Raw genomic sequence first — 21,527 nt, 5'->3', positions numbered from 1 at the left:
CCGCGATGGGCTTTACCGGGAAGGCCCGTCGCGGCTGAAGCTGCTCCTACGCCAGCTTGCGATGAGGTGTCTGGGCGCAATGTGGGAGGGACTTCAGTCCCAACTGCTTTCACCGTGCGATCTTCTGTTGCGCCTGGCACGACCACACGGCCGTGCCAGGCCTGCGTGCAGCGCTGGCGCAACTCAGCCGCCGCCACCCGCGCCGGCATGGATGCCGCCCTCGGTCAGTGCGGCAGGGTCCAGCAGCCGGCGCAGTTCGTCCTCGCCTAGGCCGCTGTCCTCCTTGGCCACCTCCAGCACCGGCCGGTTCTCCTTGTAGGCACGCTTGGCGATCGCCGCGGCCTTCTCGTAGCCGATGATCGGATTCAGCGCGGTCACCAGGATCGGATTGCGGTCCAGCGCCTCGCGTACCCGCTCCTCGCGCACCTTGAGCCCGGCGATCGCCGAATCGGCCAGCAACACCGAGACGTTGCCCAGCAACTGGATCGAGTCCAGCAGGTTCGCCGCGATCAGCGGCAGGGTCACGTTCAACTGGAAGTTGCCGGTCTGCCCGGCCACGGTGATCGCGGTGTGGTGGCCGATGACCTGCGCGCAGGCCATCACCGTGGCTTCGGGGATCACCGGATTGACCTTGCCCGGCATGATCGAGCTGCCCGGCTGCAGCGCCGGCAACTCGATCTCGCCGAGGCCGGCCAGCGGCCCGGCATTCATCCAGCGCAGGTCGTTGGCGATCTTGATCAGCGCCACCGCCAGCGCGTTGAGCTGGCCGGACAGTTCCACCGCATCGTCCTGCGCGGCCAGGCCCTCGAACTTGTTCTCGGCGCTCTCGAAGGTATGGTCGGTCAGCGCCGACAGCGCCTTGGCGACCTTGCTGCCAAAGCGCGGATCGGCGTTGATGCCGGTGCCGATGGCGGTGCCGCCCAGCGGCAGCCGGCGCAGGCGCTTGAGGCTGTCGTCGATGCGCGCCTGCGCCGACACCAGCTGCGCCGACCAGGCACCGAACTCCTGACCGAAGGTCAGCGGCATCGCGTCCATCAGATGGGTGCGCCCGGTCTTGACCACACCCTGCAACTGCTTGGCGCGCTTGTCGATCGTCTTGCGCAGGTGCTTGAGCGACGGCAGCAGATGCTCGCGCGCCGCCAGTAGCGCAGCGACGCGGATCGCGGTGGGGACCACGTCGTTGGAACTCTGGCCGAGGTTGACGTGGTCGTTGGGATGCACCGCCGGCCGTGCCTTGCTGCCGTTCTTGCCCTCGCCCTTGGCGGCGCGGTTGGCCAGCGTGGCAATGACCTCGTTGGCATTCATGTTCGACGAGGTGCCGGACCCGGTCTGGTAGATGTCGATCGGGAAGTGCGCGTCGTGGCGGCCGTCGGCCACCTCCAGCGCCGCGGCCTGGATCGCCTTGGCGACGGCCTTGGGCAACAGCTCCAGGTCGGCATTGACGCCGGCCGCGGCGGCCTTGATCAGGCCCAGCGCGCGGATGAAGCCGCGCGGCATCGGCTGCCCGGACACCGGAAAGTTCTGTACCGCACGCTGGGTCTGTGCCCCCCACAAGGCATCGGCGGGCACCTGCAGTTCGCCCATGCTGTCGTGTTCGACCCTGAATGTGTCACTCATCGCGCAATCTCCGCATCTGCAAAAGGGAATCCATCGGCGCCGTCGTCGGACGTCCGGGGAGGCAGGCTGGCGGGATTGCGGCTGGCGCACGCATTATCCGTGGCGCAGCGCCCGGCGTCAGCAGTGTGCGCCGGCGGATGTTAGGAATGTCTGGAGGCGTGCCAGGCGCGCGCGGTGATCGGCGGATGCAGGCAGCCAACGCGGTGACCGTCGACGTTACGCAATGACCGGCTGTAGCGCCGACAAGACGCGGCAGCACGCGGGCTGCCGTGGCGACCGCCGCGGCAGGACCGGCGGCATTGCGCCGCCGGCCAGGACGCTTACTGCTGGCGATTGCTCTGGAACACCAGGTCGTTGTAGCTCTTGAGCAAGCGTGCCGGCGAACCCTCCGGCGCGACGATCGGATTGTCCATCGAGCGCTGCTCGAACTCGCTGTACGGAATCTTCTCCGCCACCCGCTTGATGCGCGCCTTGGATTCCTTGCGGAAGTTCTCCGCCGCGGTCTCGAAACCGCTCCAGTCGGACTTGCCCGGCTCCTGGTTGGCGACCTTGGCATGCGCCTCGTCGGATAGGCTGTTGAAGCCGGCCACCAATGCCGTGGCCTTGGCGGTGTCGAACTCGTCGTCCTGCATCAGGCCGACGATGTCCTTGGCCTCGAGCATCATCGACAACCGATAGAAGTCACGGGTGCGGCCCTCGGCCTTTTCCATCGCCTTCAGCTGCTCGCGCTGCGCGGCGTCGTTCTGCGCCTCCAGTTCATGGCTGAAGGCCTCGCTTGCCTCGTGGAATTCGGACAGCGCGGCCATCAGCGGCGCATGCAGTTGCTTGCCCTTGGCGAACTGGTCGTCCTGGTAGTCCTCCCGGTCGTAGTAGTCGCGCGCCTGGTTGGCCAGCGGCTGCAGCGTCTTCAAGGCGGCCAGATAACGCTTGGCCGCGGCATCCAGCGCAGGCAGCGACGGCTTGGCCGCGATCGCCTGGGTCATCGGCGCATCGCACAGCTTCATCGCGTACTCGTCGATCGGGGCGGGCCCGTACACGCTGGTTTCCTTGCCGGTGGGGCCGGCCTTGGGATCGGCCATCCAGCGTACGTACTGCTGCGCGCCTTCGTGGATGCGCCCATCGACCTTGTTGAAGCATTCGATGTAGGCGTTGAGCTTGCCGGTCAGCGCCTGGTCCGCGTCGCTGGCGCCGGCGTCGGCGGATGCATGGTTGGCATCGGCACTGGCATCGGAACCGGCCGGTGTCGCCGCAGGCTTGCCACCGCAGGCGGTGAGAAAAACGGACACAGCGGCGGCCAGCGCCGCCAGACGCAAGGAAGATTTCATGGGGGAATATCGAGGTTGAAAACGGTTACAGAAAGTTTAGCAAACGAAAAGATCGTCGCGGCGTGATGGTTGGAGGGCTGGGATGATCAGCCATTCGGTTGCTGAAAGGCCGGGGAGTCGGGATTGAGGATTCCGCAACAGCAGTTGCGCGTCCTTCCACGGTATTCGTTGGCGACGCTTTGCCTGTGACGGACTGCGCGAGATGGCGCGCGCCTGCGGCGGCGACGCAGTGCATCGGCTAGACTGCGGCGACGTATCACCGATGGAACCCTCACGCCGCCATGGGCGACGATTCAGACTGTAGATGCCGGCGCACGCCGCGCCGGACCACGCACCCCGCCGTTTCCACCCCTCCCGCCCGGCGCCATGACGCGCCAGCCGCGCGCGCCGGGGAACGCACATGATCGGCAACCTCCTGCTGCTGGCAGTGGCGATGCTGCTGGTGCTGCTCAACGGCTTCTTCGTCGCCGCCGAGTTCGCCCTGGTCAAGCTGCGCCACACGCAGGCCGTGGGCCTGGCCGAGCACCACGGCTGGCGCGGCCGCCTGCTGCTCAACGTGCACGGCCACCTCGACGCCTACCTGTCGGCCTGCCAGCTCGGCATCACCCTGTCCTCGCTGGGCCTGGGCTGGGTCGGCGAGCCGGCCTTCGCGCATCTGCTGCAGCCGCTGTTCGACCTGCTGGGGCTGAGCGAAGAGGCGGCGCGCCTGAGCGCCTTCATCATCGCCTTCAGCGTCATCTCGTTCCTGCACATCGTGCTGGGCGAACTGGCCCCCAAGTCGATGGCGATCCGCCGCCCGGAGCGCATGTCGCTGTGGACCGCCGCACCGCTGTACCTGTTCTACTGGGCGATGTATCCGGCGATCTGGCTGCTCAACACCAGCGCCAACGGGCTGCTGAAGGCCGCGGGCTGGGGCGATGTCGAGCACACCTCGCACCGCTATTCGCGCGAGGAACTGAAGCTGATCGTCGGCCGCCAGCAGCCCGCCGGCGGCGCGCCGGATCACGAACTGACCCTGATGAGCCATGCCTTGGAGCTGCCGGAACTGGTGGCCGGCGATCTGATGCGCGCGCGCGACCATCTGCGCGGGTTCCGCGAAGGCATGGCGCTGGACGCGGTGATGGCCGAGTTCGCCGACAGCCGCTACAGCCGCTATCCGTGGTTCGACCGCGACGGCGAGCAGGTGCTGGGCATCCTGCACATGAAGGACCTGCTGGTGGAGATCGCCCGCGGCCGCCGCAGCGACGACCTGCGTCCACTGCTGCGCCCGGCCAACCTGATCGCGCTGGAAACGCCCGTGCCGCTGGTACTGGAGCGCTTCCGCACCGGCACCACGCACATGGCGCTGTGCGTGGACGAGCACGGCCGCATCCTCGGCTACTTCACCCTGGAAGACCTGCTGGAAGTGGTGGTCGGCGACATCGAGGACGAGCACCCGCACGTGGTCAAGGACGCGCCGACCCGCGGCGCCGACGGCAGCGTGCTGGTGGCCGGCTCGACCTCGATCTTCCGCCTCGAACGCCTGCTCGGCCGCGACCTGCGCGCGCCGGAGCACCTCAACTCGGTCGGCGGGCTGATCGTGCACCAGTTGCAGCGCCTGCCCGAGGAAGGCGAGCAGTTGGAGATCGACGGCCACCTGTTCACGGTCAAGCGCATGGCCGGTCACCGCATCCAGGCGGTGACGGTACGCCTGGCGCCGGCCGAGGCCGCGCCGACGTAGAATGGCGCCCCCGCCGACACCACCCCACGCCCCGCCATGTCCGATTCCGCCCTGCTCGCCCTGTCCCCGCTCGATGGCCGCTATGCCGGCAAGGTCGACGCCCTGCGGCCGATCTTCTCCGAATACGGCCTGATCAAGGCGCGGGTGAAGGTGGAGATCGAATGGCTGCTGGCGCTGGGCGCCGAGCCGGGCATCGGCGAGCTGGCCGCGTTCTCGCCGGCGGCGGCGCAACGCCTGCGCGCGCTGGCCGAGGGCTTCGGCGTGGAGCACGCGGCGCGGGTCAAGCAGATCGAGCGCACCACCAACCACGACGTCAAGGCGGTGGAGTACTTCATCAAGGAGCAGCTCAAGGACGACGCCGAACTCGGCCCGGCCCTGGAGTTCGTGCATTTCGCCTGCACCAGCGAGGACATCAACAATCTCAGCTACGGGCTGATGCTGGAGCAGGCCCGGCGCGAGGTGCTGCTGCCGACCCTGGACGCGGTGATCGCGACGCTGCGCGCCCTGGCCCATGCGCAGGCCGCACAGCCGATGCTCTCGCGCACCCACGGCCAGACCGCCTCGCCGACCACCCTGGGCAAGGAGATCGCCAACGTCGTCGCCCGCCTCGAGCGCCAGCGCCGGCAGATCGCCGCGGTCGAGCTGACCGGCAAGATCAACGGCGCGGTCGGCAACTACAACGCCCACGTCGCCAGCTACCCCGACGTCGACTGGCCGGGCTTCGCGCAGCGTTTCGTGGAAAGCCTGGGCCTGGTGTTCAACCCCTACACCACCCAGATCGAGCCGCACGACAACGTCGCCGAACTGGGCGACGCCACCCGCCGCGCCAACACCGTGCTGATCGACCTGGCGCGCGACATCTGGGGCTACATCTCGCTGGGCTACTTCAAGCAGAAGCTCAAGGAAGGCGAAGTCGGCTCCTCGACCATGCCGCACAAGGTCAACCCGATCGACTTCGAGAACGCCGAAGGCAACTTCGGCATCGCCAACGCCCTGTTCGAGCACTTCTCGGCCAAGCTGCCGATCAGCCGCTGGCAGCGCGACCTCACCGACTCCACCGTGCTGCGCGCGCTCGGTACCGCCTTCGGCCACACCCAGGTGGCGCTGGACTCGCTGGCCAAGGGCCTGGGCAAGCTGACCGTGAACCCCGAGCGCCTGGACGCCGACCTGGACGCGGCCTGGGAAGTGCTGGCCGAAGCCGTGCAGACGGTGATGCGCCGCCACGGCCTGCCCAACCCCTACGAGCAGCTCAAGGCGCTGACCCGCGGCCAGGGCATCACCGCCGACTCGATGCGCGCCTTCGTCGAGACCCTGGACCTGCCCGAGGACGCCAAGCAGCGCCTGCGCGACCTGACCCCGGGCGGCTACGTCGGCCTCGCCGAGCGGCTGGCACGCGGCATCTAGGGCGCGTCACCCATTCCCAAGTATGCCGCGTTGGGTCTGGCAGGCGCGCTGCCGGCGTTGCGTGGCGCAGCGCCTGACTGGCCGTCAGGTCGAGCCGCGCGGCGCCGGCAGCGCGCCTACCAGGCCAGACCCGAAGGACCGCGGCGCGGCATGCTCGGGGATCGATGGCACGCCCTAGCCCCGTCCATCCTGGGTTAATCGGCCGGGGGCATGCTGGTGGCTCACAGCAGAGCCCCGCGATGAGACCCACCCCGTTGTTTGTGTTGCCGCTGCTGGTCCTGGCCGGCTGCGCGCAGGCGCCACGCCCGCCCGCCGGCGATGGCGCACACACTGCCGCCCCGCGCACTGTGGTCATGCAGGCCGCGCCGCCGATCGCGGCGGCGCCGTCGGCCGGCGACGTCGCCGATGGCGACGAGCGCGACGCCGAGGCGCCGATCCGCATGGCCGCCTCGGCCAGCGGCGACATCGATTGCGACGGTCGCGACCTGAACATCGTTGGCCGCGACGCCACCCTGGTGCTGCACGGGCACTGCGCCACCGTCAGTCTGTTCGGCCGCAACGGCAACCTGCAGATCGAGCGGGCCGACACCCTGCGCGTGCTCGGCGACAACGCCCAGATCGCGATGCGCGGCGATGCTGGGCAGGTCGCATTGTTCGGCCGCCATGGCCGGCTGCAGATGGCGCGCATCGCGACACTGGACGTGTCCGGCGACCAGAACCAGTTGCAGGCCAGCGAGATCGACACCATCGCCCTGCAGGGCAACGGCAATGCCATCGTCCAGCGCAGCGGCAGCGCCCAGGTCGACGACAGCGGCCGCGACAACCGCATCCTCGTCCAATAGCGCGAGCGGCGCTGCGCCCCCACTGCCCTGACCTACCCGGCGTCGCCGTCATCGCCCAGTCCGGATGCGCCTGGCGCCGCCCCTGGCCTGCGCGCACGGGGTCACCCACGTTGCGCGGTCGCGACACGCCGCCAGGGCCTCCGAATGGCCACCGATACGCGCACGGCGGCGCACGCGAAGGCCAGCGCGATGGCCCCACGCGCCAAACCGGCGGACAATGGCGGGGTCGGCCGGCGCCGCTGCGCGCCTGCCCTTTACCTTCCGCGTCGCAAGGACCCACCGCACATGGCTGCCCGCAAGACCGCCGCTCCCGCCTTCGAACTCCACGCCCGCCCCGGGCAACCGCTGGGCATGCCCGCGGCGACCTTCCTGCGCGACTACTGGCACAAGCGCCCGTTGCTGATCCGCAACGCCTTCCCCGGCTTCGTTTCGCCGATCGAGCCGGGCGACCTGGCCGGCCTGGCCTGCGAGGAAGCGGCGCTGTCGCGGCTGATCGAGCACGACCGCGCCAACGACCGCTGGCGCGTGCGCAGCGGCCCGTTCCAGGAGCACGAATTCCCGGGCATGCCCGACCACGACTGGACCCTGCTGGTGCAGGACGTGGACAAGTGGGACCCGGACATCCGCGCCCTGCTCGAGCAGTTCCGCTTCCTGCCGCGCTGGCGGGTGGACGACGTGATGGTCAGCTTCGCCGCGCGCGGCGGCTCGGTCGGCGCGCACGTGGACCACTACGACGTGTTCCTGCTGCAGGCCCACGGCCATCGCCGCTGGCAGATCGACGCCAGCGTCGCACTGGGCCGCCCGGCGCCGCCGACCGACTTCCGCGACGACGTGGAGCTGAAACTGCTGCGCCAGTTCGACCCGACCCACGACTGGGTGCTGGGGCCGGGCGACATGCTGTACCTGCCGCCGCTGGTGCCGCACCACGGCGTCGCCGAGGACGCCTGCCTGACCTTCTCGGTGGGCATGCGCGCACCGTCCTCGGCCGAACTGATCGCCGACTACCTGGACACCCTGATCGACGGCGCCGACGAGGCATTGCGCTACCACGACGAAGACCTGCAGGCGCCGGCCGATCCGTACGAGATCGACGCGGCGGCGATGGGCCGCGTGGTCGAGGCGCTGAACGCCCTGCGCATGAACGACCCGGACAAGCTGGGCGCCTGGTTCGGCCGCTTCATCACCACCTACCGCGCCGCCGGCGACATCCTGCCGCCGGCCGGCCTGCCCCCGGCGGAAGAGATCGCCGCCGCGCTTGAACAGGGCCTGGTCCTGCAGCGGCATCCCTGGGCGCGGCCGGCGTGGCGGCGTGCCAGCCGCGGCGCCATGCTGTTCTGCAGCGGCCAGGAGTTCGCGCTGCCGGTCAAGGACGCCAAGCGCCTGGCCGCGGCCGAACACATCGACGGCACCGACTACGCGGCGCTGTCGGCGGCCGGCAGGCAGACCCTGCTGGAACTGATCGCAGGCGGCTTCTACCAGCCACTGGAGGCCGAGGACGCCACCGACGAGGACGCCGACGCGGCCTGATCCGACCATGCCCGGCCCCGGTTTCCGCATCGCTGCGCTGGATCCCGTCCGCGACGGCGCCGAACTGCGCGCGCTGCGTGCCGCGGCCGGCACCGCCGCGGACCTGGCCGACGCCGCGGCGCTGGACGCGCTGGGCGACCATCTGGTCGCGCGCAGCGAGGACGGCCACGCGGTGGGCGCGGCCCGGCTCGGCGCGGACCGGCGGATCCCCGCGCTGGCGGTGCTGCCGGACTGGCGTGGGCGCGGCGTCGGCAGCGCGCTGCTGCGCGGCCTGATCGCGCAGGCACAGCAGCGGGGCTGGCCGCAGCTGGAGCTGCATGCGCCCGCCGCGACACTGGCATTCCATGCCCGCCACGGCTTCCTGCCGCCGCCGGGCGGCGTGGCCGCTTCTGCGGAGGCGGTGCCGCTGCGCCGCCGCTTCGACGGCGCGGTGGCGGTGGAGGACGCGGCGATGGCACTCGCCGCCAGCATCGCGGTGCTGGCGCAGGCCCGCCGCCAGGTGCTGATCCACAGCCGCATGCTGGATCCCGGCCTGCTCGACGATGCCCGCGTGGTGGAACAGGTGCGGCGCTTCGCGGTCGCCGCGCATCCCAAGCAGGTGCGTGTGTTGCTGCACGACGCGACCGCGCCGCAGCGTGCCGGCGCCCCCTTGCTGGCGCTGGCACAGCGCCTGCCCAGCGTGTTCCAGTTCCGCGAAGTCAGCGATCCGGTGGACCGCAGCGACGCCACTGCCTACCTGGTCAACGACGGCGGCGGCTACTACTTCCGTGGACTCGGTCACCGTTACGACGGCGAGACCGACCTGCTCGGTGGCGGCCGCGCGCGCCAGTTGCGCGCCGCCTTCGACCGGGTCTGGGAGCGCGCCCGGCCCTGCAGCGAACTGCGCGCACTGGGCTGGTGAGGCAGCCGCGGCCGCGCCGCCGCAACTGCCACGGATGAACCGGGATCGGCCTTGACCACGCCGAATGCACACCCCGGCTGGTTCATGGGGGTATAATTTTTGCGCTTGATTACGCCCGCGCGGCCCTCGCGTCCGCCGGTTCCTGCCGCAAGCCACCCCAAACAAAGCGACCGCACCCCACCATCGTGGACAATCTACTCAAGCAGTTTGCGCAGTCATCGCAACTCGCCGGCGGCAATGCCGCCTATATCGAAGACCTGTACGAACAGTATCTGGTCTCTCCCGACAGCATCGATCCCAAGTGGAAAACCTACTTCGACGGCTTCCAGGGCCGCGATGCCGGTGACGTCCCCCACTCGGCGGTCATCGCCCACATCGCCAGCGCCGCGCGCCAGGCCGCCAACAGCGGCACCGGCCCGAGCGGCGACGAGCGCGAGCGCCATGTCGGCCGCCTGATCACCGCCTACCGTTCGCGCGGCCACCTCGGCGCGCGCCTGGATCCGCTGGGCCTGACCCCGCCGGTGAACCCGCCGGACCTGGGCCTGCCGTTCCACAGCCTGTCGGAAAGCGATCTGGGCAGCGAGTTCAGCACCGGCGGCCTCGGCGGCCAGCCGCGGATGAAACTGCGCGACCTGCTGGCGCGGCTGAAGGCGACCTACACCGGGTCGATCGGCAGCGAGTTCATGCACATCTCCGAGTTCGAACAGCGCCAGTGGATCTACCAGCGCCTGGAGAACGCGGGCGGCAACATCGCCGGCGACACCGCCAGCCGCCGCCGCACCCTGGAGCGGATCACCGCCGCCGAGGGCCTGGAGCGCTACCTGCACACCAAGTACGTCGGCCAGAAGCGCTTCTCGCTGGAAGGCGGCGACTCGCTGATCCCGATGATGGACGTGCTGGTGCAGCGCGCCGGCAACGACGCGGTCAAGGACATCGTGGTCGGCATGGCCCACCGCGGCCGCCTCAACGTGCTGGTCAACACCCTGGGCAAGAACCCGCGCAAGCTGTTCGACGAGTTCGAAGGCAAGTTCGAGCACGCCCACGACGACCGCGCCCACACCGGCGACGTGAAGTACCACATGGGCTTCTCCGCCGACGTGGCGGTGGCCGACGGCAAGTCGGTGCACCTGGCGCTGGCGTTCAACCCCTCGCACCTGGAAATCGTCGATCCGGTCGTGGTCGGCAGCGTACGGTCGCGCCAGGAGCGCTACGGCGACGCCGCGCGCAAGTCGGTGCTGCCGGTGATCATCCACGGCGACGCCGCGTTCGCCGGCCAGGGCGTGGTCATGGAGCTGTTCCAGATGTCGCAGGCGCGCGGCTTCGCGGTCGGCGGCACCGTGCACATCGTGGTCAACAACCAGATCGGCTTCACCACCAGCGCCCGCGACGACGCCCGTTCCACGCTGTACTGCACCGACGTGGCCAAGATGATCGGCGCGCCGGTGTTCCATGTGAACGGCGACGATCCGGACGCGGTGGCGTTCGTGGCCAACCTGGCCTACGACTTCCGCCAGCAGTTCAACAAGGACGTGGTCATCGACCTGGTCTGCTACCGCCGTTGGGGCCACAACGAGGCCGACGAGCCGGCGGCCACCCAGCCGGTGATGTACCAGACCATCCGCAAGCACAAGACCACCCGCGAACTGTACGCCGCCCAGCTGGAAAGCGAAGGCGTGCTGCAGGCCGGCGAGGCGCAGGCGCTGGTCGACGGCTACCGCAACAAGCTCGACTCGGGCGAATACACCACCGAGCTGGCGACCCGCAAGCCCGACGAATTCGCCATCGACTGGTCCAAGTACCTGTCGGGCAAGCTGTCGGACAAGGTCGACACCACGGTCAAGCGCAAGACCCTGGATCAGCTGGCCAAGATCATCACCACCATCCCGGGCGGCGTCGAGCTGCACCCGCGCGTGGCCAAGATCTACGAGGACCGCGTGAAGATGGCCGCCGGCGAACTGCCGGGCGACTGGGGCTTCGCCGAGAACCTGGCCTACGCCACCCTGCTGGGCGAAGGCCACAAGCTGCGTCTGGTCGGCCAGGACGCGGGCCGCGGCACGTTCTTCCACCGCCACGCGATCCTGCACGACCAGAAGACCGACAGCTACTACCTGCCGCTGCGGCAGCTGGTGGAGAACCCGGAAGACGCCACCGTGATCGACTCGCTGCTCAGCGAGGAGGCGGTGATGGGCTTCGAGTACGGCTACTCCACCACCGATCCCAACGCGCTGTGCATCTGGGAAGCGCAGTTCGGCGACTTCGCCAACGGCGCGCAGGTGGTGATCGACCAGTTCATCGCCGCCGGCGAAGCCAAGTGGGGCCGCATCTCGGGCCTGTCGCTGTTCCTGCCGCACGGCTACGAAGGCCAGGGCCCGGAGCACAGCTCCGCACGCCTGGAGCGCTTCCTGCAGCTGTGCGCGCTGGAGAACATGCTGGTCTGCGTGCCGACCACCCCGGCGCAGGCCTTCCACATGATCCGCCGGCAGATGCGCATGTCCACGCGCAAGCCGCTGGTGGTGATGACGCCCAAGTCGCTGCTGCGCCACAAGCTGGCGGTGTCGACCCTGGAAGAACTGGCCGACGGCGAGTTCCAGCACCTGATCCCGGACGCCAAGGCCGACCCGAAGAAGGTCAAGCGCGTGGTCGCGTGCTCGGGCAAGGTCTACTACGACCTGCTCGAGGACCAGACCAAGCGCGGCCAGGACGACGTCGCCATCCTGCGCGTGGAGCAGCTGTATCCGTTCCCGCGCGAGCTGCTGTCGGCCGAACTGAAGCGCTACGGCAATGCCACCGACCTGGTCTGGTGCCAGGAAGAGCCGCAGAACCAGGGCGCCTGGTACCAGATCAAGCACCACCTGCAGGCCTGCCTGGCCGACGGACAGAGCCTGCACTACGCCGGCCGCGCCCGCTCGCCGTCTCCCGCCGCCGGCCACTTCGCCGAGCACGTGGAAGAGCAGCTGAAGCTGGTCGCCGATGCGCTGTTGAATCCGTTCAACGACCAAGTCGCTGAATAAACACCCTTTCACACTTCAAAAAAGACACCACTAGGACGCCCCCTGCAATGGCCACCGAAGTCAAAGTTCCGGTACTGCCCGAATCCGTATCCGATGCCACCATCGCCAGCTGGCACAAGAAGGCCGGCGAGGCGGTCAAGCGCGACGAGAACCTGGTGGACCTGGAGACCGACAAGGTCGTGCTGGAAGTGCCCTCGCCCGTCGATGGCGTGCTGAAGGAGATCAAGTTCGAGACCGGCGCCACCGTGACCAGCTCGCAGATCCTGGCGATCATCGAGGAAGGCGCGACCGCCGCTGCGGCGCCGGCCGAGGCCAAGGTCGCCGAGGCCCCGAAGGCCGAAGCGCCCAAGGCCGCCGCCGCGGAAGCGCCGAAGGCCGCCAAGGCCGACGCGCCGAAGGCCGCCGGTGATGTGTCCAGCCTGCCGCCGGGCGCGCGCTTCAGCGCCATCACCGAAGGCGTGGATCCGTCGCAGGTCGAAGGCACCGGCCGCCGCGGCGCGGTGACCAAGGAAGACATCCTCAACTACGCCAAGAACGGCGGCGCCGGCAAGGCCAGCGGTGCGCGTCCGGAAGAGCGCGTGCCGATGACCCGCGTGCGCAAGCGCATCGCCGAGCGCCTGATGCAGTCGAAGAACTCGACCGCGATGCTGACCACCTTCAACGAGGTCAACCTGGCCAAGGTCTCGGCGGCGCGCAAGGAGCTGCAGGACGAGTTCCAGAAGGCCCACGGCATCAAGCTCGGCTTCATGAGCTTCTTCGTCAAGGCCGCGGCCAACGCGCTGCAGCGCTTCCCGCTGGTCAATGCCTCGATCGACGGCGACGACATCATCTATCACGGCTACAGCGACATCTCCATCGCCGTGTCCACCGACAAGGGCCTGGTCACCCCGGTGCTGCGCAACGTCGAGCGGCAGTCCTTCGCCGACATCGAACAGGGCATCGCCGACTACGCCAAGAAGGCGCGCGACGGCAAGCTGAGCCTGGAAGAACTGCAGGGCGGCACCTTCACCGTGACCAACGGCGGCACCTTCGGCTCGCTGCTGTCGACCCCGATCATCAACCCGCCGCAGAGCGCGATCCTGGGCATGCACGCGATCAAGGAGCGTCCGATCGCCGAGAACGGCCAGGTCGTGATCGCGCCGATGATGTACCTGGCGCTGTCCTACGACCACCGCATCATCGACGGCAAGGACTCGGTGCAGTTCCTGGTCGACATCAAGAACCAGCTGGAAAACCCGGGCCGGATGCTGTTCGGTCTGTAAGAGCCGGGAATCGGGAATGGAAAGTGGGGAATGGGACAAGCGCCCATTTCCCTGCCCTGTTCCCGCCTGGACCTGGATGGGAGGCGGCAGGCGCCTGCGCTTTTGCGATTCCCCATTCCCTATTCCCCATTCCCGTGTGAGCGAATGAAATGAGCGAACAATACGACGTCGTCGTCATCGGAGCCGGTCCCGCCGGCTATCACGCGGCCATCCGCGCCGCCCAGTTGGGTCTGAAGACCGCGTGCATCGACGCAGCGCTGGGCAAGGACGGCAAGCCGGCGCTGGGCGGCACCTGCCTGCGCGTGGGCTGCATTCCGTCCAAGGCGCTGCTGGATTCCTCGCGCCAGTTCTGGAACATGGGCCACCTGTTCGGCGAGCACGGCATCAGCTTCAAGGATGCCAAGATCGACGTCGCGGCGATGGTCGGGCGCAAGGACAAGATCGTCAAGCAGTTCACCGGCGGCATCGCGATGCTGTTCAAGGCGAACAAGATCACCCCGTACTACGGCTTCGGCGAGCTCCAAGCAAACGCGGGGCAGCCGGGCAACGTGGTCAAGGTCAAGCAGCACGACGGCAGCGAAGTCGAGCTGAAGGGCACCAACGTGATCCTGGCCGCCGGCTCGGATTCGATCGAACTGCCGTTCGCCAAGTTCGACGGCGAGACCATCGTCGACAACGTCGGCGCGCTGGACTTCACCGAAGTGCCCAAGCGCCTGGCGGTGATCGGCGCCGGCGTGATCGGCCTGGAACTGGGCAGCGTGTGGAAGCGCCTGGGCGCCGAGGTCACCATCCTCGAAGCGCTGCCGGACTTCCTGGCCCTGGCCGATGCCGAAGTGGCCAAGACCGCCTTGAAGGAATTCAAGAAGCAGGGCCTGGACATCAAGCTCGGCGCCAAGGTCTCCAAGACCGAAGTCACCGGCAAGGGCAAGAAGCAGGAAGTGATCGTCACCTATAGCGACAGCGAAGGCGAGAAGACCCTCAACGTGGACAAGCTGCTGGTGGCCGTCGGCCGCCGCGCCGCCACCAAGGGCCTGCTGGCCGACGGTACCGGCGTCAAGGTCAACGAGCGCGGCCAGATCGAGGTCGATGCGCACTGCCACACCGGCGTGGACGGCGTGTGGGCGATCGGCGACTGCGTGCGCGGGCCGATGCTCGCGCACAAGGGTTTCGAGGAAGGCATCGCGGTCGCCGAACTGATCGCCGGCCTGCCCGGCCACGTCAACTTCGACACCATTCCGTGGGTCATCTACACCGAGCCGGAAATCGCCTGGGTCGGCAAGATCGAGCAGCAGCTCAAGGCCGAAGGCGTGCCGTACAAGGCCGGCAGCTTCCCGTTCGCCGCGATCGGCCGTGCGGTGGCGATGGGCGAGCCCGCGGGCTTCGTCAAGGTCATCGCCCACGCCGAGACCGACCGCGTCCTGGGCATGCACCTGGTCGGCGTCGGCGTCTCCGAACTGGTCCACGAAGGCGTGCTGACCATGGAGTTCAACGGCTCGGCCGACGACCTGGCGCGCATCTGCCACGCCCACCCCACCCTGTCCGAAGCGATCCACGACGCGGCCATGGCGGTGAGCAAGCGGGCGATTCATAAGGCCAATTGAAGCCGGGAAACGGGAATGGAGAATCGGGAATGGCAAGCGCATTCCCGGCACTGCATTCCCACTGCATAACGCCGGGCCCGAGTCCGGCGTTATGCGTTTCGGCTTTTGATTTTCCCTATCCCCATTCCCGACTCCCCATTCCCGATGAAAAGCATCTGCGTCTACTGCGGCTCCAACGCCGGCAACAAGCCCGCCTATGTCGAACGTGCCACCGCGCTGGGCACACGCATCGCCGAACAGGGGCTGCGCCTGGTCTATGGCGGCGGCAATGTCGGCCTGATGGGCACCGTGGCCAATGCGGTGCTCGCCGCCGGCGGCGAGGTCACCGGCGTGATTCCCAAGCAGCTGGCCGACTGGGAAGTGGCGCACCGCGGCCTCACCGAGCTGGAGATCGTCGGCTCGATGCACGAGCGCAAGTCGCGCATGTTCGACCTGTCCGATGCCTTCGTCGCTCTGCCCGGCGGCTTCGGCACCATGGAAGAAATCTTCGAGATGCTGACCTGGCGCCAGCTCGGCATCGGCAACAAGCCCTGCGCCTTCCTCGACGTGGAAGGGTTCTACGCGCCGCTGATCGGCATGATCGATCGCATGGTCGAGGAGCGCTTCCTGCACCCGGACCAGCGCGCCGACCTGTGGTACGGCAGCGACATCGACACGATGCTGGGCTGGATGCGGGAGTACACGCCGGCGCAGGCGTCGAAGTGGATTGACGAGAAGCGCCGTAACGCGCTGCGCTGAGAGCATCTCTGATCGGCGGTAAGCATCTGGCGCGTGGCGACGCGTTACAGATTCCGGCGCCTCACTGCTTCCATGGCGCGGATTGATGAAAAGCGACGCAACGCGCTGCGCTAGGAGCGTCTGACGGGCGGCGGGGTCAATGCGCGTGGCGACGCGCTACCGACTCCGGCGCCTCACCGCCACTGCGGCGCGGATCGACGAGAAGCGTCGAAACGCACTGCGTTGAGAGCATCCGATCGGCAGTTAGCGCCTCGCGCGTGGCGACGCGTTAGAAATTCCGGCGCATCACTGCTTGCATGGCGCGGATTGATGAAAAGCGCCGCAACGCGTTGCGCTGAGACGCCGAAAAGCGGCAACGTCATGACGCGTGGCGACGCGCCATGAATTCCGGCGCACGATCGTTCCTGCGGCGCGGATCGACAAAAAGCGGCGCAACGCGTTGCGCCAGGCGCATCCGATCCACGGCAAGCGCTTGGCGCGTGGCGAACCGTTTAGGCCACCGCCCATACCGACAGGACGTGTCCTGCAAGAGCGGCTTCAGCCGCGACGGGCGTGCTCGATAAAACCCATCGCGGCTGAAGCCGCTCCTACGCGGCAACCTGCCATGGCGGCATCTTCAGTCGCTCCAGCATCGGAGGCGCGAATCGAACAAACGCGCCGCAACGCGTCGCGCTGCGAGCAACGGGCGCATGGCGCCGCGCTCCCGCACCCGATCGCCTCAAAGCAGCTGCGGCGCGGCGGCCGGGCGCCCGAGCAGATAGCCCTGCCCGTAGTCGCAACCCAGTTCGCGCAGGGTCGCCAGTTGCTGTTCGGTCTCGATGCCTTCGCCCACCGTCTCGATCCCCAGGGTGCTGGCCAGGGCGAGAATGCCGCGTACCAGCGCGTGGCTGCCGGTGCTGCCCTCGTCCTGCAGGCCGGCGACGAAGCTCTGGTCGATCTTCAGCACCGAGATCGGGAAGCGGTGCAGGTAGGACAGCGCCGAGAAGCCGGTACCGAAGTCGTCCAGTTGCGCCAGCACGCCGCGCTCGCGCAGCGCCTGCAGGATGGTCAGGGTGCGCGGTGCGTCGTCGAGCAGCGCCACCTCGGTGATCTCCACGCGCAGGCGACGCGGATCGGCGCCGGCGGTGTCGATCAGCCCGAACAGCCGCTCGGTGAAATCCGGCGAGCGGAAATGCCGCGGCGAGACGTTGACCGAGACGTAGCCGCCCTCGCTCTGCGCCAGGCGCCGGATCACCTGCGCGTACAGCAGCCAGTCCACCTGCTCGATCAGGCCGCTCTCCTCGCCCAGGTCGATGAACTGGCTCGGCACCAGCAGCCCGCGGCTTTCGTGGCGCCAGCGCAGCAGCGCTTCGTGGCCGATCACCTCGCCGTCGCGCAGGCGCACGATCGGCTGGTAGAACGGCTCGAAGTCGCGGTTGTTGATCGCCCGACGCAGGTCCGCCTCCAGATCGAGGCTGCGCAGCGCCGCCTCGCGCATGGCCTCGTCGAACACCACGCAGCGGTCCTGCGTCTGCGCCTTGGCCCGGTACATGGCCGCGTCGGCGTCGCGCAGCATCTCCTCGCCGTTGTGGTAGCGCGGATGCCAGGCCGCGATGCCCAGGCTGCCCGACGGGAACAGTTCGCGGCCGGCCACCCACATCGGCTGGCCGAGCACGTGCAGCAGCCGCCGCGCCAGTTCGCGCGCACCGTCCAGGCCGTGCTCGCACGGCGTCAGCACCGCGAATTCGTCGCCGCCCAGGCGCGCCACCACGTCCTGGCCGCGGATCGTGGAGACGATGCGCTTGGCGACCTGCACCAGCATCTCGTCGCCGGCGGCGTGGCCGATGCTGTCGTTGACCAGCTTGAACCGGTCCAGATCCAGGAACAGCACGGCGAAGGTCCTGCCGCCGCCGCGGGCACGGGAGATCGCCTCGCTGAGCCGGTCCAGCAGATGCGACCGGTTCGGCAACCCGGTCAGCGCATCATGCAGCGCCTGGTGGGTCAGGCGCTGCTCGGCACGCCAGCGTTCAGCGATCTGCGCCAGCAATTGCTCGTTGACCTCGGCCAGTTCGCGGGTGCGCTCCTCCACGCGCTGCTCCAGCTCCGCGTGCGCCAGCCGCAGCCGTTCCTGCGCGCGCTGCCGCGCCAGACCGCTGCCGACGTTGTGCGCGACGAAGGTCAGCAGGCGCTGGTCGTGCTCGGTGAACCGCACCTTGGCGATGTAGCTCTGCACCACGATCGCGCCGATCACCTCGCCTTCGTCGAACAGCGGCACGCCCAGCCAGCTGTAGGGGCGCTGGCCGTACTCCTGTACCTCGCCCTGCGCCAGCAAGGCGTCGATGCCGGGAAGTTCGAGCAGTTGCGGACGCCGCACCCGCATCACGTACTCGGTCAGTCCGCGGCCGCGGCGCCGTTGCGGCCGGTAAGGGGTGAACTCGTCCACCGAGTAGACGAACTCCAGCATCGTGTCGTCGTCGGACAGCAGCGCGATGTACAGGTTGCGCGCGTCGATCAGCCCGCCGACGATGGCGTGCACCTCGGTGTAGAACTGCTGCAGGCTCTCCGAGCGGATCGCCAGCTCGGCGATGCGGAACAGCGCCAGTTGCAGCGTCTCGGCGCGCTTGCGCTCCTGGATCTCGTCCTGCAGGTCGCGGTTGGCGCGCTGCAGTTCCTGGGTCCGCAGGTGCACCCGCCGCTCCAGTTGCACCTGCGCATGGCGCCGGTCCATCGCGGTTTGCACGTGTTGCGCCACGTAGGCCAGCAGCGCGCGGTCGGCGTCGGTGTAGCGCAGCGCGTAGTCGTAGTTCTGCACCACGATCGCGCCGCACACCCGGCCCTCGCGCAGCATCGGCACGCCCAGCCAGTCGCGGCTCTCCGGGCCGTGTTCGGCGTTGTAGCCGACCTGCAGGCGTTCGCGCACCTGCTCCGAGGGCCCACGCACCGCGCGGCCGTGGCGCAGCAGTCCCACGGTGAGGCTGTGCGGCATGTCGCGCAGGAAGTAGGTCTGCTCCGGATCGGCGACGAAGTCGTCGTGGCGGTCGGAGAAGTACAGAAAGCGCATGCTCTGCTGATCTTCGTCGTATTCGACGATGTAGCAGTTCTCCGCATACATCAGCGATTCCAGCACCGCATGCACGCGCTGCAGCATCTGGCTCATTTCCAGATCGGCGCCGGCCAGATCGGCGATCTCGTACAGCGCCTGCTGCAGCTGCTTGGATTTCTCCAGGCCCTCGATGCGCGCGCGCATGCGCTCGGTGTCGAGCAGGTTGAGGCCGAAGGCGACCGCGGCCTCGCACCAGGCGGCGCGGTACGCTTCGTCCAGCGGCCGTCTCACCTGCGCACCGATGACCACGCAGGCCCCCTCGGCGGTGCGATGCACGTGCAGCACCGTCGGTGTCGTCGACGGCGGCAACTCGGTGGCGGCCAGCGTCTGCGCGACCAGCGCCTGCAGCCACTCCGGCGCCTCCGCGCTGGCGCCGTGGAGGCGCCCGACCACGCCGTCGCCGCAGCCGACCACCACGGCGCTGCCGGGCGGCAGCAGCCCGCACAAGGCCTGCGCCGTGCGGGCGGGCGCATGGCCGCCGGAAGCGTCTTCGCGGGCGGTGGCGGACGAATTGAACAGCATCGACAACGATTCTCCTGCAGGGCCCCCGGAACTGCTCCACGCTCGCCCTTTCACCCCCAGCATACCCGTTGCATGCACCGATCGACGCCCGATCGACCCCGAAGTGTCGCGATACGCGTTTGTCTACCCATGTTGTCCGAATGTCCGTCACCGACGCCCTCTCCCGGGCCCCCGCCTCCCGACTATGCGGCGGACCGGCGAACGCTTAGGCTTGCCGCCGTGGACGCCCCGGTCGACGCGAGCGACGAAGCCCTGATGCTGGCCTATGCCGCCGGCGACGCACGCGCGTTCGAGACTCTGTACCTGCGCCATCGCGGCCGCCTGTACCAATACCTGCTGCGGCAGCTGCGCGACCGGGCGCTGGCCGAAGAACTGTTCCAGGACGTGTGGCAGCGGGTGATCGCCGCACGCCTGGACTGGCAGCCGCAGGCCGCGTTCACCACCTGGCTGCTGCGCATCGCCCACAATCGGCTTGGCGACCATTGGCGCGCGGCCAAGCACCGCCCGCCGGCGCCGGCCGACGCCGACCTGCGCACCGCGCGCGTGCAGGACCCCGACACCCCGGAGCGGCAGTTGTCCGCCTTCGAACAACGGCGCCAGTTGCAACTGGCGCTGGATGCGCTTCCCGAGGAGCAACGCGACGTGCTGCTGCTGCGCCTGGAGCAGGAATTGAGCCTGGACGAGATCGGGCACATCACCGGCGTCGGCCGCGAGACGGTCAAGTCGCGGCTGCGCTATGCGATGGACAAACTGCGTGCGAGGTTGGGCGGATGAGCGCCGACGAACCGCTGACCCCGGAAGAGCGCGCGCTCGCCGAACGCCTGCGCCTGGGCCGGCAGGCATTGCCGCCGCCGGCGCTGGATGCGGCGATCCTGGCTGCCGCGCGCGCGGCGGTCGCACCGGGAGCCGCCGAGGTCCCGGAGTATCCCAGCAGCGCCGCGGAGCGCGCACGGGCGCAAGCCGCCACCGCGATGCCAGCGTCCGCACCCGCCTCCATCGCGACCGCCGACCCGGCCGGGCCAGGCCCGGCGCCCGCATCGCGTGCCGCCCCGCCGGCGTCGCGGCCACGCTGGCCGACCTGGCTCGGCCTGGCCGCCTCGCTGGTGCTGGTGGCCGGCATCGCCTGGCGCGCACGCCCGCCGGTGCCCTCGGCGCCGATGCCGTCGGCAGCGCCTGCTCCGGCAGCGACGCCCGCCACCGACGCCGCTTCTGCGCCAGCCGCATCGCCGGCACCGCCCTCCGCGGAACCGGCGCCGGATGCCACCGCGCCGGCGGCCCCCAAGGCCACAGCACCCGCCCCTGTGGCCTCGGCGCGCATGGAAGCGGAAGCACCTGCCGCGCCACTGCCGGAGGCGCAGGCGCGCAAGCCGGTGCCCGCGAAGAGCCTGGCCACTCCCGCGTCACCGGCGATGGTGGCGCCAGTTGCACCGCCGGCCCCGGCACCACCGCCACCGGCGATCGCAGCGGATAGCAGCGAGCCGGCTGCCGCACCGGCCGCCGAACAGCAAGCCGCCCCCGCCGCCATGGCCTTGCGCGCACCGGCGCGCGCGGCAACGACGCAGGACACCTGGGCACGCAGCGCGCCCACCGACGACGCCCGCCAGGCCAAGCTGGCGGCCGTCCCGCGCGCGCAGGCGGCAGCGACCGGGTCCTCGGAGGCGCTGTCGCTGCAACCTTCGACGTCGTCTGCCGCGCCCACTGCCGCATCGGCGCAGCCACGGTCCTCCGCTGGCGTCTTGGCGGCCGCAGTGGAAGTGGCCGTGGAGGCCGACGCACGATTGCCCCCGCGGCGCTGGCTGCAACGGATCCGCGAGCGCCGCGACGGCGGCGAACTGGACGTCGCCCGCGCCAGCCTGCTGCGCTTCCAGCGCACCCACCCGCACCGCACGGTGCCTGCAGACCTGCGCCCGCTGCTGCAGGACTGAGCCGCGCGCTGCCGGCGCCTGCGCCGCAGGCCGGCAGCGCACCTCGTCTA

The 21,527-nt window shown here is 69.3% G+C and carries 14 protein-coding genes; 11 read left to right on the top strand and 3 right to left on the bottom strand.

Annotated features, from left to right (window positions below; all coding sequences use genetic code 11):
- Positions 1-183 precede the first annotated feature (183 nt).
- Together ACHWVH_RS09640 and ACHWVH_RS09635 are read right to left on the bottom strand one after the other, a co-directional pair.
- Positions 184-1,617, bottom strand: coding sequence for an aspartate ammonia-lyase (locus ACHWVH_RS09640; protein WP_267116797.1), 1,434 nt, complete (start codon positions 1,615-1,617; stop codon positions 184-186).
- 320 nt (positions 1,618-1,937) lie between these two features.
- The gene (locus tag ACHWVH_RS09635; RefSeq protein WP_394687052.1) at positions 1,938-2,942 is read right to left on the bottom strand and encodes a YiiG family protein; all 1,005 of its coding nucleotides are present in this window, start codon (positions 2,940-2,942) and stop codon (positions 1,938-1,940) included.
- A gap of 400 nt (positions 2,943-3,342) precedes the next feature.
- Here ACHWVH_RS09635 and ACHWVH_RS09630 point away from each other — a divergent pair, with 400 nt between their 5' ends.
- The 9 genes from ACHWVH_RS09630 to ACHWVH_RS09590 all read left to right on the top strand — a co-directional run bounded on the left by ACHWVH_RS09630 (position 3,343) and on the right by ACHWVH_RS09590 (position 15,948).
- Entirely contained in the window at positions 3,343-4,662 is a 1,320-nt protein-coding gene (locus ACHWVH_RS09630) for a hemolysin family protein (RefSeq protein ID WP_295925567.1), read from the top strand.
- 36 nt (positions 4,663-4,698) lie between these two features.
- Positions 4,699-6,066: an adenylosuccinate lyase gene (gene purB / locus ACHWVH_RS09625; RefSeq protein ID WP_295943482.1), complete on the top strand. Its 1,368-nt coding sequence runs from the start codon at positions 4,699-4,701 to the stop codon at positions 6,064-6,066.
- Positions 6,067-6,305: 239 nt separating this feature from the next.
- The gene (locus tag ACHWVH_RS09620; protein ID WP_267122416.1) at positions 6,306-6,908 is read left to right on the top strand and encodes a DUF3060 domain-containing protein; all 603 of its coding nucleotides are present in this window, start codon (positions 6,306-6,308) and stop codon (positions 6,906-6,908) included.
- A gap of 285 nt (positions 6,909-7,193) precedes the next feature.
- The gene (locus ACHWVH_RS09615; protein ID WP_394687051.1) at positions 7,194-8,435 is read left to right on the top strand and encodes a JmjC domain-containing protein; all 1,242 of its coding nucleotides are present in this window, start codon (positions 7,194-7,196) and stop codon (positions 8,433-8,435) included.
- A gap of 7 nt (positions 8,436-8,442) precedes the next feature.
- Positions 8,443-9,336, top strand: a complete 894-nt coding sequence (locus tag ACHWVH_RS09610; RefSeq protein ID WP_394687050.1) for a GNAT family N-acetyltransferase — start codon at positions 8,443-8,445, stop codon at positions 9,334-9,336.
- 185 nt (positions 9,337-9,521) lie between these two features.
- Positions 9,522-12,347 carry a 2-oxoglutarate dehydrogenase E1 component gene (locus ACHWVH_RS09605; RefSeq protein ID WP_394687049.1) on the top strand — a complete coding sequence of 942 codons (2,826 nt, stop codon included), beginning with the start codon at positions 9,522-9,524 and terminating at the stop codon, positions 12,345-12,347.
- Between the two features lie 47 nt (positions 12,348-12,394).
- Complete coding sequence (sucB, locus tag ACHWVH_RS09600) at positions 12,395-13,609, top strand: dihydrolipoyllysine-residue succinyltransferase (protein WP_017909176.1); 1,215 nt, start codon at positions 12,395-12,397, stop codon at positions 13,607-13,609.
- A gap of 149 nt (positions 13,610-13,758) precedes the next feature.
- Complete coding sequence (gene lpdA, locus ACHWVH_RS09595; protein WP_394687048.1) at positions 13,759-15,210, top strand: dihydrolipoyl dehydrogenase; 1,452 nt, start codon at positions 13,759-13,761, stop codon at positions 15,208-15,210.
- 144 nt (positions 15,211-15,354) lie between these two features.
- The gene (locus ACHWVH_RS09590; RefSeq protein WP_017913415.1) at positions 15,355-15,948 is read left to right on the top strand and encodes a TIGR00730 family Rossman fold protein; all 594 of its coding nucleotides are present in this window, start codon (positions 15,355-15,357) and stop codon (positions 15,946-15,948) included.
- 718 nt (positions 15,949-16,666) lie between these two features.
- Here the strand turns inward: ACHWVH_RS09590 and ACHWVH_RS09585 are convergent.
- The gene (locus ACHWVH_RS09585; RefSeq protein ID WP_394687047.1) at positions 16,667-19,552 is read right to left on the bottom strand and encodes an EAL domain-containing protein; all 2,886 of its coding nucleotides are present in this window, start codon (positions 19,550-19,552) and stop codon (positions 16,667-16,669) included.
- A gap of 219 nt (positions 19,553-19,771) precedes the next feature.
- Here ACHWVH_RS09585 and ACHWVH_RS09580 point away from each other — a divergent pair, with 219 nt between their 5' ends.
- Positions 19,772-20,326, top strand: coding sequence for an RNA polymerase sigma factor (locus ACHWVH_RS09580; RefSeq protein WP_017909180.1), 555 nt, complete (start codon positions 19,772-19,774; stop codon positions 20,324-20,326).
- Entirely contained in the window at positions 20,323-21,477 is a 1,155-nt protein-coding gene (locus ACHWVH_RS09575) for a hypothetical protein (protein WP_394687046.1), read from the top strand. The genes ACHWVH_RS09580 and ACHWVH_RS09575 overlap by 4 nt, the downstream gene beginning before the upstream one ends.
- The last annotated feature ends 50 nt before the right edge of the window (positions 21,478-21,527 follow it).

Source organism: uncultured Xanthomonas sp. (genome assembly GCF_964278005.1).
GTDB classification, from domain to species: domain Bacteria; phylum Pseudomonadota; class Gammaproteobacteria; order Xanthomonadales; family Xanthomonadaceae; genus Xanthomonas_A; species Xanthomonas_A sontii.
Note: the sequence above shows the minus strand (reverse complement) of the source record. Positions and strands in the feature narration are given on the sequence as shown.